This is a genomic window from Acinetobacter sp. AOR34_HL (genome assembly GCF_027854795.1).
GTDB classification, from domain to species: domain Bacteria; phylum Pseudomonadota; class Gammaproteobacteria; order Pseudomonadales; family Moraxellaceae; genus Acinetobacter; species Acinetobacter junii.
In genome coordinates, this window is the sequence record NZ_JAKTID010000043.1 from 41,049 (window position 1) to 53,651 (window position 12,603).

At 39.1% G+C, this 12,603-nt stretch carries 12 protein-coding genes; 7 read left to right on the forward strand and 5 right to left on the reverse strand.

Annotated features, from left to right (window positions below; translation table 11 throughout):
• Positions 1–59 precede the first annotated feature (59 nt).
• Together MKL32_RS07045 and MKL32_RS07050 are read right to left on the reverse strand one after the other, a co-directional pair.
• A complete protein-coding gene (locus MKL32_RS07045; protein ID WP_075696286.1) occupies positions 60–518 on the reverse strand; it encodes an acyl-CoA thioesterase in 459 nt (152 codons plus the stop codon).
• A 115-nt stretch (positions 519–633) separates the two neighbouring features.
• Entirely contained in the window at positions 634–2,010 is a 1,377-nt protein-coding gene (locus MKL32_RS07050) for a Do family serine endopeptidase (RefSeq protein ID WP_075696285.1), read from the reverse strand.
• Between the two features lie 376 nt (positions 2,011–2,386).
• Here MKL32_RS07050 and nadB point away from each other — a divergent pair, with 376 nt between their 5' ends.
• A complete protein-coding gene (gene nadB / locus MKL32_RS07055) occupies positions 2,387–4,024 on the forward strand; it encodes an L-aspartate oxidase (protein WP_171191614.1) in 1,638 nt (545 codons plus the stop codon).
• 220 nt (positions 4,025–4,244) lie between these two features.
• Here nadB and tmk read toward each other — a convergent pair whose 3' ends face one another.
• From tmk to pabC, 3 genes are read right to left on the reverse strand one after another with little or no spacing between them, the layout of a single operon-like run.
• Positions 4,245–4,844 (reverse strand): dTMP kinase, encoded by a 600-nt coding sequence (tmk, locus tag MKL32_RS07060; RefSeq protein WP_270900366.1) that lies wholly within the window; start codon positions 4,842–4,844, stop codon positions 4,245–4,247.
• Positions 4,844–5,920 carry an endolytic transglycosylase MltG gene (gene mltG / locus MKL32_RS07065; RefSeq protein ID WP_270900350.1) on the reverse strand — a complete coding sequence of 359 codons (1,077 nt, stop codon included), beginning with the start codon at positions 5,918–5,920 and terminating at the stop codon, positions 4,844–4,846. The genes tmk and mltG overlap by 1 nt, the downstream gene beginning before the upstream one ends.
• Before the next feature lie 2 nt (positions 5,921–5,922).
• Complete coding sequence (gene pabC, locus MKL32_RS07070) at positions 5,923–6,735, reverse strand: aminodeoxychorismate lyase (protein ID WP_004959746.1); 813 nt, start codon at positions 6,733–6,735, stop codon at positions 5,923–5,925.
• A 251-nt stretch (positions 6,736–6,986) separates the two neighbouring features.
• On the opposite strand from pabC, the gene MKL32_RS07075 reads away from it, so the two are divergent.
• From MKL32_RS07075 to MKL32_RS07100, 6 genes are all read left to right on the forward strand, one after another.
• On the forward strand, positions 6,987–7,994 hold the full coding sequence (locus MKL32_RS07075) for a sulfate ABC transporter substrate-binding protein (protein WP_004913484.1): 1,008 nt from the start codon (positions 6,987–6,989) through the stop codon (positions 7,992–7,994).
• Between the two features lie 82 nt (positions 7,995–8,076).
• On the forward strand, positions 8,077–8,679 hold the full coding sequence (locus tag MKL32_RS07080) for an RBBP9/YdeN family alpha/beta hydrolase (protein WP_099948324.1): 603 nt from the start codon (positions 8,077–8,079) through the stop codon (positions 8,677–8,679).
• A gap of 78 nt (positions 8,680–8,757) precedes the next feature.
• Entirely contained in the window at positions 8,758–9,591 is an 834-nt protein-coding gene (gene cysT / locus MKL32_RS07085) for a sulfate ABC transporter permease subunit CysT (RefSeq protein ID WP_126131786.1), read from the forward strand.
• Complete coding sequence (gene cysW, locus MKL32_RS07090) at positions 9,588–10,481, forward strand: sulfate ABC transporter permease subunit CysW (RefSeq protein WP_004959754.1); 894 nt, start codon at positions 9,588–9,590, stop codon at positions 10,479–10,481. The genes cysT and cysW overlap by 4 nt, the downstream gene beginning before the upstream one ends.
• Positions 10,482–10,492: 11 nt before the next feature.
• A complete protein-coding gene (locus MKL32_RS07095; protein WP_270900351.1) occupies positions 10,493–11,563 on the forward strand; it encodes a sulfate/molybdate ABC transporter ATP-binding protein in 1,071 nt (356 codons plus the stop codon).
• A gap of 76 nt (positions 11,564–11,639) precedes the next feature.
• On the forward strand, positions 11,640–12,563 hold the full coding sequence (locus MKL32_RS07100) for a CysB family HTH-type transcriptional regulator (RefSeq protein WP_004953047.1): 924 nt from the start codon (positions 11,640–11,642) through the stop codon (positions 12,561–12,563).
• Positions 12,564–12,603: the final 40 nt, after the last annotated feature.

A 12,603-nucleotide genomic window follows, 5' to 3' on the forward strand; every position in this document is an offset into this window, starting at 1 on the left:
TATTCAAAATAATTATCTTGCTTTCAAAACCTATCGCTTTAGCTTACTCGCGAAGCAACTTAATCCACTTGATGGTATAAAACTGAGAAATCCATAGGATCGAGCTGAGCGGAAATCGGTTGATATGCTTGTGTGAAGCTTGGTGACATACGTTTTGGACGCCCTGTCGAAATTTCAATACAAGCCCACTTAGTATTACCCATAAAAATAATGCTTTGATCTTTAGGTCGATAAAATGCATACTGACGAAATGAGTACAGTGCATTTAGATCGTCTAGCCAAGTTCTTAAAATAATTTCCTCACCTTCAAGCGCAGCTTTCCGATATTGGACATGATGCTCGACTGCCACCATCGCATGCTTAAGTTCAAAATACTGTTTTAACCCCAAACCTAAAGCTTCGATATGTGCTGCAGCTACGTCTTGCATCCATTGGACATACATCACATTGTTAACATGACCCAATACATCTATATGCTTAGCTTCTACTTGAATTTTTAAATCAAAAATTGTGCTCATATTACTTATTAATCACTCAATTCAACGATCATGGCATACACTAGTGCAATCTAGTTCCAATTTCAAAAATAAAAACCACCCAAAATTTGGGTGGTTTCAAGACCATTAATCTTATTTAAGGTAAGCGTAAACCTAAAATTGCACGTTGCCCCTGACGAATAATTGCAACTCGCGCAACGCTATTTTTTGGTAAAGCAGCTACCGTTTTTGCAAACATCTGACTGTTTGTGATCGGAGTTCCGTTCACCTGAATAATCACATCACCCGCGACGATATTAGACAATGATGCTAATCCACCACGCTTAACATCTTGAACTAGAATTCCACCATTAACATCCAAGCGAGTTTGCTCTGCTTGAGTTAAATTACGGATACTCATCCCTAAACCACTTGTTGGATTATTCTTATCTTCTGCAGCTGGCGTATCATCTGGCGCGGTGCCAAGTGTTGCCGATATAGTACGAGTTCTATCATCTCTTAAAACATCTAATTGAATCGTTTGGTTCGGTGCTACCCGATTAAGCACATTTAACAAATCACTTGTGCGCAGAATTGAATTTCCATTGATTTTCAAAATCACATCACCCGACTTCAGACCTGCTTTTTCAGCTGGTGATTTAGGTGTAACTTGTGTGATGAGAGAACCTTCAGGTTTTGGTAATTTATATGCCTCTGCTAGGTTGCGATCAATATCTTGCAACATCACACCAAGATAAGAACGTGTCACTTTGCCATTCACTTTTAATTGCTGAACAACATCCATCGCAACATCAATAGGAATAGAGAATGACAATCCCATATAACCTCCAGTTCCACTGAAGATACGCGAGTTAACACCAATCACTTCACCTTGTTGATTGAACAAAGGACCACCAGAGTTACCTGGATTTAAAGCGGCATCTGTTTGAATAAAAGGAACAGAAGTTTCACCACTCATATTTCGAGACTTAGCACTCACAATTCCAGCTGAAGCTGAATAATCAAAACCAAATGGCGAACCAATCGCGAGAACAGGCTCACCAACTTTGAGTCGATTCACATCACCAATTTTTAATTCAGGAAAGTTATTGCCATTCACTTTGAGAACAGCAACATCTGTTCGCTCGTCACTTCCCACTAAGGTTGCATCGAGTTCACGACGATCATTTAGGGTGATGCTAATTCTGGATGCATTCTCAATTACATGATGGTTGGTAACTAAATAACCATCTTTACTAATGAAAAATGCACTGCCGTAAGCAGTTTTTTCTTGTGGTCCCTGCTGCTGCGGGATAATGATCTGATTACCAAAAAAACGACGTAGTATTTCTGGTACTTGTTGCTGTAATAACTCTTCCTGAGTCATTTTTTTGACAACATTTACACTCACTACCGCAGGACTAACCTGTTCTACGAGGTTTGAAAAATCTACTGGTGACGCAGCATTTACTTGTACAGCTGCTACTGTAAATACCGCAGCGAACAATCCTTGTTGTATATATCGACTTTTCATAGAAGCAAGAACCTACATACTGATGATCGAATAGAAATTTAAGCTAATGTTTTATCATAAGCTACATTTTTATTTCGTTAAAAAATGTTTGTATTTTCGGGGTATACAGACAAATTTAAAAATAAAATTATGGAGAAAATGTGGAGAAATATATTCTTCCTAATTACAGCTTGAGTTTCTATTGAATTACTTAAATAGAAATTAAAACCATGTTGCTTCACGTAACTTATGTTCAATCTGTGTGAAAAGTTTAATTCTTGGCATATAGACTAATTATCTGGTTATTCGCTAAAAATTCGCGCAATTCTAAGCAGAATAGCACTTGCCTTTTTTACAAAAAAGCGGTGTCATTAGCGAACGTTTGATATTGAAGCAGATCGACATGCCTGATTTAGAAACAATTCATCATTTTGACGTGATTATTGTAGGCAGTGGTGGTGCAGGTTTAAGTCTCGCACTTTCTTTACCTCATCATTATAACATTGCAATCTTAGCTAAGGCTGAACTAACTGAAGCTAGCACTTACTATGCTCAAGGTGGTGTTGCTGCAGTATTGGATGAGACTGATTCGATTCAACAACATATTAATGACACTATGATTGCAGGCGGACATCTTTGTGAGCTAGATGCTGTCAAACATACGGTTGAAGGTGGTAAGCCTTCTGTAGATTTCTTATTAAAACAAGGTGTCCAGTTCACTCTAGACGATGATGAACAACTTCATCTCACCCGTGAAGGTGGCCATTCGCAGCGTCGAATCATTCACTCGGCTGATGCAACTGGTAAAGCCATTTCAACGACCCTAGTTGAACGTGCGAAAGAACGTAAAAATATCACTATCTTTGAAAACTACATTGCAATTGATCTTATTACCTTGCACAAACTTGGTCATCTAGATCAAACCAACCGTGCAATAGGTTTATATGCTCTTAATGAAAAGACTGAGCAAGTTCATACTTTCTTAGCACCTTTTACTGCATTAGCATGTGGCGGTGCAATGAAGGCATATCTCTATACATCTAATCCAGATATTGCTACAGGTGATGGTATTGCGATGGCGTATCGTGCAGGCTGTCGTGTAGCAAACATGGAGTTTAATCAATTCCACCCAACGTGTTTATACCACCCTAAAGCACGCTCTTTCTTAATTACTGAAGCAATGCGTGGTGAAGGTGCGTACTTACGTCTACCTGACGGCGAGCGTTTTATGCTTCGTTTTGACGAACGCGCTGAACTGGCGCCACGCGATATTGTGGCACGTACCATCGACCATGAAATCAAACGTCTAGGTATTCGTCATGTGTGGTTAGACATCACACATAAATCACCTGAATTTATTATTGAACACTTCCCTACGCTATATGCTCGCTTGCTTGAACTCGGAATTGATATTACCAAAGACATGATTCCTGTTGTTCCTGCTGCTCACTATACCTGTGGTGGTGTAGTTGTTGATTCTAATAGCCAAACTGATCTTGATGGTTTGTATGCGATTGGTGAAACTTCTTATACAGGTTTACACGGCGCAAATCGTATGGCGAGTAACTCGTTACTTGAATGTTTCGTTTATGGTATGAGTGCAGCGGAAGACATTCAAAGCAAACATAACCTGAGCTTTGAATTTCCAAACGTACCATCTTGGGATGAATCACAAGTGACTGATGCTGACGAAGATGTTGTGATCTTACAAAACTGGGATGAACTACGTTCAACCATGTGGAACTACGTCGGTATTGTTCGTACGACTAAACGTCTACAACGTGCGTTACATCGTATCGAGATGTTGAAGCGTGAAATCAATGAATACTATCAAGATTACCGAGTCAGTAAGAACCTGATCGAATTGCGTAACCTCGTTTTAGTTTCCGAAATGATTGTACGTTGTGCGATGGAACGTAAGGAATCACGTGGTTTGCATTACACGCTTGATTACCCAGAGCTTTCAAACGAAATTCGTAAGACCGTGTTAACTCCGCCAAACTTTAAGGTGGAACAGCCGTTGGTAAATGAGTGATACTTTCAAGTTTTTGATATTTTCAAGATAACTTATAGTTATTATTTACTATCGAGGTAGGCGACATGGATGTCGCCCGTTGAGCTGCGGTATCAAGGATATACCGTCAGCTCAACAAAGGATTTTTGTTACTTTTCATCCTTGAAAAGTAAGGCATAAGAAATAAAACCAAAACATCACCCAAACTTTTCGAAAATGCAAGTTGAGTATATAATCGTATTTACTTCAAATACTGCAATGCTTCTTCAAATACAAGATCCTCATTTTGTGTTGCATCCAAACGCTTGATCCGTTCAGGCTCTGCTTGCCACAAAGTCTCATAACCAGCACGTACCTTGGCAAAGAAGCTCAATTTTTCTTGTTCAAAACGATCTAGGGCACCACGCTCTCGAGCACGGGTCATGCCCAACTCAATAGGTGCATCCAACCAAAAGGTAATATTCGGCATTTTTGCCACAAAAGTTTGATTTAACAATTGCAGCTTTTCCTGACTTAAACCACGCCCAGCACACTGATAAGCAAAGCTGGCATCAGTAAAACGATCACTCAGCACAATTTTCCCCGCCGCTAACGCAGGTAAAATCACTTGTTGTAAATGTTGAGCTCGTGCAGCATAAATCAGTAATAGCTCAGTATCATGACTCATTTGCTCATCATGATTTACTGCCAATAATAATGTACGAATCTGTTCTGCTAATGGTGTGCCACCAGGCTCACGGGTCAGTACAACTTCTTTACCTTGCTGTTCAAAGTACTGATGAATTTTACGAATCAGAGTGGTTTTCCCTACACCTTCCGTACCTTCAAAACTAATAAACATCATTCACCTTGATTTTTCTTTGAGCGGAGTACAGACAAGTAATCTTGTACTGCACGATTATGCTCTGCTAGAGAAGCACTAAATTTATGTCCACCATTTCCTGTTGCGACGAAATAAATATTTTTTGAATCGTCTGGATGCATCGCTGCTTCAATCGCTTTTTTGCTTGGTAAAGCAATTGGGGTTGGTGGTAAACCATTAATTGTATAAGTGTTATATGCGGTTGGTGTTCTTAAATCATTACGTGTGATATTGCCTGTGTAACGATCCCCCATACCATAAATTACAGTTGGATCGGTTTGTAAGCGCATACCAATTTTTAAACGACGCACAAAAACACCTGAAACTTGCTCTAGCTCACGATCTAAACTGGTTTCTTTTTCAATAATTGAAGCCATAATTAATGCTTCATATTTATTTTTATAAGGAAGATTGGCTGCTTTACTCGCCCAAGCTTCATCTAAAGACTTCATTTGACGATGATATAAATCCGTTAAGATTTTTTTATCAGTTTCGCCTTTGGCAAAGAAATATGTATCTGGTGCAAACAAGCCTTCAGGATGTGAATAAGGAATATCAAGTTCTTTTAATAATTGATCCTGAGGTAAATCCAATATTGTTTTAGTTACATTTGAATCTTTTTTAAGATTGTTAATCAATTGCTTAAATGTCGTGCCTTCTATCACTAAAATTCGATTCATTTGAGCATTTTCAGCATTGGATAACATTTCCAAAACTTGACGAACACTCATACCTTGCGTGACTTCATAAACACCTGCTTTCATCGTGTCATGAATCATAAACTTTTGATAGAGTTTCAAAATAATCGGAAAATTCACTTTATTTTCTTCAGCTAAACGGTCAATAAAACCAGAATAGGTATCTCCAGAAGAAATGACCAAAAGCTGTTTTTTGTTTTGAACAGGATAATTCTTGAATAAACTTGACCAGAAAACACCAAAGATCACAATCAAAAAAGCGATGACTGCAATGATAAAAAACTTAATAGAAAACTGAGCTTGTGATTTGGCTTTAGGCTTTTTCTTAGTTTTGCTTGGATTCGGAGGTTTTGGCATATTTAGTAAATCTGGCTAAGTTTTAAAGAATTAAATAAATCAAGATACGGTTGCTGCTGCATTGTTCGAGCTTGAAATCGAACTACGGCTTTCATCGGATGCAAAGCATTACAGAAAAATATGTTCTGGATATGCGCGATCTGATCCATTTCAATACAACGTTGTTCACATGAAATATGATTTTGTTGCATACGAGATAGAATGTGCGCACGCATTACACCGTGCACGCCATTATAGCGAAGTTCTGGAGTAATCCATTGATCATTTATACGAATAAAACAATTACTGCTTACACCTTCAACAATATACCCTTGCACGTCCGTAACTAATGCTTCTAGCCAACCTCGTTGATCGGCTTCTTGCTTCAACACAACTTGCTCTAGTCGATTCAAAGTCTTCAAACCAACCAAATGAGGCATATGCAAACCTACAGCATGATTCAGTAAACCACTTTCAATCCATTCAGGCTCTAAATGTTGCCATTGTTTAGGATAAAACCACACATATACATCGGCTGGGTGTAGAGGAAGACTATATCCTCGGTCACCTTCTCCGCGACTGATAACAACCTTCAACGTACCATTCAAGTTTTTTTCATGTTGTAGCAATTGATCTAATGCTTGGTCTATAAAAGATAAATCAGCATCCAAACTTAAATTTTTACAAGCATAATTCAAACGGGCAATATGTAGTTCTTTTAATTCCATTCCACCATGCACCAATCGTGCTGTTGTGAAACACCCATCACCGTAGTGAAACGCACGATCTAATAAAGGAATTGAATCAATCAACTGCCCATTTTTATAGCATTGCATAAGTTAAAGATCCTTTAGGATACATTCATCGAAGCTATTAATTTTAATAACCTATTGATTTTAAATAATTATAACAACTTCACTCATAAAATAAAAATTTCTTATTTATCAGTTATTCAGCATAACTTATCTCTTTTATGTATTTCTTAATTTTTCATATCAAATTCGATTTTAATTATTTTTTTTGCAAAAAAACTGCAGTTATGCTGCATCCATATTCCAAACAATGATTTAATTTTTGAGGGGTCTCCATGCGTTTATCTCAGGTCAAAGTCGGTGTAATTGCTGCATTACTTTCAGTTTCTTCTTTTGCTGCGCAAGAGTTTTTAAATGTGTCTTATGATCCGACACGTGAACTCTATACAGATTTCAATAAACAATTTGGTGCTTACTGGAAACAGCGCACAGGACAAGATATTGACTTCAAACAATCACACGGCGGCTCAGGCAAACAAGCACGTGCTGTCATTGATGGTTTAAATGCTGATGTCGTAACGCTAGCACTTGCTGCTGATATTGATGAAATTGCTGAAAATGCAAAATTACTTCCAGCAGACTGGCAAAAGAAATTACCAAATAACTCTACGCCATATACATCAACGATTGTATTCCTTGTTCGAAAAGATAACCCAAAGAAAATCAAAGACTGGGGTGATTTAGTCAAACCTGGTGTTGAAATCATCACGCCAAATCCAAAGACCTCGGGTGGTGCTCGCTGGAATTATTTAGGTGCATGGGCTTGGGCAAAACATCAAAAAGGCGGCAATGACGCGAAAGCTCAAGAATTTGTGCGTCAAATTTATAAGCAAACCAAAGTTTTGGATTCGGGAGCACGCGGCGCAACAACTACATTTGCTGAACGTGGTATCGGTGATGTGTTGTTGGCTTGGGAAAATGAAGCTTTCCTTGCCGTTCGAGAGCAACCAGGTAAATTCGAAATCATCACACCGTCTCTTTCTATTTTGGCTGAACCACCTGTTGCCGTAGTAGAAAAAAATGCTCAGAAAAAAGGTAACGCCCAAATTGCACGCGGATATTTGAATTACTTGTACTCTCCTGCTGGTCAAGAAATTGCAGCGCGTAATTTCTATCGTCCTCGCAATGCCGCGGTATTAAAGAAATACAGCAATGTATTCAAACCACTGAAACTAGTAACAATCGATAAAGAATTTGGTGGTTGGGCAAAAGTACAAAAAACCCATTTTGATAATGGTGGAATTTTCGACCAAATCGTCAAGATCAATAGCACAGGTAAATAATCCAACTAAGTCCCACTTTTTCTAAGAGGGACTTCCTCACTTTCATAAAGCAAGGTTGGGAAGGATTCTAAGGAGATTAGACATGACTCATACCGTAATTGTTCCTGGTGTAGGTGGCAGCGAGGCTCAACACTGGCAGTCTTGGCTACAACAAAAACTCATGTCTAGTTCTCGTGTTCAACAGAAACACTGGGATCGTCCAGTCTTGCAAGAGTGGGTTGATCAGTTTGTCAAAACTGTTTCATCTGTAAATGAACCTGTTCAGATCGTTGCTCATAGTTTTGGATGCTTAACCAGTGTAGCGGCTCTCGCCGAGCACCCTGAACTAAATGTACAAGTAAAAAATTTAGTTTTGGTTGCACCCGCAAATCCAGCACGTTTTGGTGAGGCAGGTTTCGCTCGTCATAGTCTAACTGACTATAAAGCATATTTTCATGGACTCAGTATTGATGTGCCAACGACGTTATTAATTAGTGAGAATGATCCATGGCTTGGTTATGTCGATGCTTTACAGCTCGCAGAATCATGGAAATTAACACCAATTAATTTAGGACCTGTTGGCCACATTAATGTTGCTTCAGGGTTTGGTCCATTCCCTGAGATCCTGAATTATTTATTACCTGAAAAAAAGAGCTTACCTACCGCTCTAATGAAGGTCGCAAATTTTAATATGAAATTTGCCTAGCACCATCTTCACCGTATTTTTTGATTTTAGTTTCGTTTATTTGCTTATTTAGCAAATATTTCTCTTTGAGGAAATGTCATGTCGCAGCGTTCCCGAGTGCTGCCAGGGTTTGGTCTCTCATTAGGCTTTACTCTCGCTTATGTATCTTTGATTGTGCTTATTCCTTTATCTGCTGTATTTATCCGATCTTTAGGAATCGGATGGGATGGTTTATGGGAAATCTTAACTTCAGAACGAATCCTAAAGTCACTGCAACTTAGTTTCAGTGCGGCATTGATTGCTGCGCTAGTGAATGTGTTTTTTGGATTATTATTGGCATGGTGCTTAGTTCGCTATAGTTTTCCAGGTAAAAGAATTGTCGATGCATTAGTCGATTTACCTTTTGCCCTACCAACAGCTGTTGCAGGGATTGCACTCACTTCTTTATATGCTCCAACAGGTTGGATTGGTCAATATTTGGAACCGTTAGGGATTCAAGTTGCATATACCCCTATTGGTATTACTCTTGCCCTGATATTTATTGGATTACCCTTTGTTGTTCGAACAGTACAACCAGTTCTCAGCGATATTGAATCTGAATTAGAAGAAGCAGCTTCTGCACTTGGTGCAAATCGCTGGCAGACCATTACCAAAGTCATACTTCCAATTTTATTTCCAGCGTTACTGACAGGCTTTGCTTTAGCATTTGCTCGTGGTGTTGGTGAATATGGGTCTGTCATCTTTATTGCAGGCAATCAACCGTATAAAACAGAGATTGCTCCCCTCATGATCATTTCTCGTTTAGAAGAATATGATTATGCAGGCGCAACAACGATCGCTGTAGTCATGCTCATTCTCTCATTTGCCATCTTATTTTTAATTAATTTAGTTCAAGCATGGGCAAGCCGTCGTACAGGGAGAGTTGCACAATGAGTTTGAATACAAACAGCAATGCTTTGGCACTCAAATTACAAGCAAGAGATGCCACTCGAGAACCGACATGGGTTCGTTATAGTCTAATTACTATTGCATTAATCTTTTTCTTAAGTTGCTTGGTTCTACCCCTAATTTTGGTTTTTGTCGAAGCATTTAAACAGGGTCTAGAAGTCTATGTAAACGCATTAACTGATTCAGATACGCTATCGGCTGTAAAGCTCACCTTAATCACTGCTGCGATTGCTGTACCGATTAACGTTGTATTTGGTGTTGCAGCAGCTTGGGCTGTAGCTAAGTTCCAGTTCCGTGGTAAAGCCATTTTGACCACCATTATCGACATGCCATTCTCAGTTTCACCTGTGATAGCAGGTTTAATGATTGTTTTAATTTTTGGCTCTCAAGGTTGGGTTGGCGGATGGTTAATGGATAATGACATCAAAATCCTATATGCCGTTCCAGGTATTGTTTTAGCTACTATTTTCATCACTGTTCCATTTGTTGCACGCGAACTCATTCCGCTCATGGAAGCTCAAGGTACTGAAGAAGAAGAAGCTGCAATCGTACTTGGTGCATCTGGTTGGCAAACTTTCTGGAAAGTAACACTTCCAAATATTAAATGGGGATTGATCTATGGTGTGATTCTATGTAATGCACGTGCAATGGGTGAGTTTGGTGCTGTATCGGTCGTTTCAGGACACATTCGTGGTGAAACGAACACATTACCTTTACATGTAGAAATTCTATACAACGAGTATACCTTCAGTGCTGCATTTGCAGTGTCATCTTTACTGGCATTCTTAGCAATCATCACTTTGATTTTAAAAACTTGGTTAGAGATACGTCAAGACCAAAGCAATGAACATCAACATAATCCATCTAGCCACTGAGGAATGTACAAATGAGTATTCAAGTTAAAAATATTGAAAAACACTTTGGCGCATTCCACGCGCTTAAAAATATCTCTTTAGATTTTCCAGAGGGCGAGCTAGTAGCTTTACTTGGTCCATCGGGCTGCGGAAAAACAACGCTTTTGCGAATTATTGCAGGTTTAGAATCAGCCGATGGCGGGCAAGTATTGCTTGAAGGTGAAGATGCAACTGACATTCATGTACGTGAGCGACAAGTTGGTTTCGTTTTCCAACATTACGCTTTATTTCGCCACATGACCGTCTATGACAATATTGCTTTTGGTTTACGTGTTCGCCCACGTTCAACACGTCCATCAGAAACTGAAATTAAAAAACGAGTTACGCGTTTACTTGATTTAGTTCAACTTGGCTTTTTAGCTGATCGTTACCCTGCACAACTATCCGGTGGTCAACGTCAACGTATCGCTTTAGCACGTGCTCTAGCAGTTGAACCTCGTGTTTTATTACTGGATGAACCTTTTGGTGCTTTAGATGCTAAAGTTCGTAAAGAACTGCGTCGTTGGTTACGCACACTACATGATGAATTGCACATCACCTCTATCTTTGTAACCCATGACCAAGAGGAAGCTTTAGAAGTTGCTGATCAAATCATTGTCATGAATAAAGGTGATGTAGAACAAATTGGTTCGCCTCGTGAAGTTTATGAAAAACCAGCGACACCATTTGTATTTGATTTCTTAGGTCAAGCAAATCGTTTTGAAGGTGAACATCATGAAGGTATTATTCGTATCGGAGATAATCGCATTCAACTACCAAATCATTTGCAAGCACCGCAAGGAAAAGTCATCGCTTTTGCTCGACCAAATGAATTACATATTCATGCGCAGCCTCAACCGAATACTGTTCAAGCGACTTTTTTACGTGAAGTCTGGATTGCAGGTAGAGTGATCGCTGAATTACAAGATCGTAGTGGGCGTACTATCGAAATTATACTCAGTGTAGAAGAAGCTAATTTGCATCAATTCAGACCAAACCAAACCGTCTGGATTAGTGCAGCTCAACTTCATTTATTTGCAGACCCAACGACGCAAGTTGCTTAAAATAATACTTGATGACGGCTAAACTACCCATATGGAACTTTAGCCGTTCCTCATCCTATATGCGGAAATAATGATTATGAACTTCCAACAACTCAGAATTATTCGAGAAACAGTTCGTCAAAACTTTAATTTAACTGAAGCTTCAGCGGCACTTTATACCTCCCAATCTGGTGTCAGTAAACATATTAAAGATTTAGAAGATGAATTAGGCGTACAACTTTTTGTGCGTAAAGGTAAACGATTACTTGGTCTCACTGAACCAGGACAGTCCTTATTGAGTATTGTCGAGCGCATGTTAGTTGATGCTGATAATATCAAACGCCTTGCTGACGATTTCAATAAAGTTGATGAAGGTACTTTAACAATTGCAACGACACACACCCAAGCTCGTTATGTATTACCTCCTATTGTGAATCAATTTAAGAAGCTTTTTCCTAAAGTGCATTTGGTTTTACAACAAGCAAGTCCTGTTGAAATCGCTGAAATGCTACTTCAAGGTGAAGCTGATATTGGAATTGCGACAGAATCTCTCACCACAGAGGAAAACTTAGCAAGCGTGCCTTACTATGAATGGCACCACAGTATTATTACACCTAAAGACCACCCTTTAACGAAATTAGACAACATCAGTCTCGATCTTTTAGCAGAGTATCCGTTGATTACATATCACGGAGGTTTTACAGGTCGCTCTAAAATCGATAAAGCATTTGAAGATGCACATTTGCATGCAGATATCGTGATGTCAGCGTTAGATGCCGATGTTATTAAGACCTATGTTGAACTCAATATGGGTGTCGGGATCGTCAATGATGTCGCATATGATGCCGAACGTGACTATCGTTTACAGCAAATAAAAACTCACATTTTTGGTACTAACACTACGTGGATTGCTGTAAGAAAAGGTCATTTACTACGTGGTTATGGTTATGAGTTTATCTCGCTTTGCTCACCTAAAACCGATATTAAAGCACTTAAAAAAGTCGCTTACCCTGAGGAATAAAAAAAGATGGCTCTTAAAGCGCCATTTTTTTATATCTGGG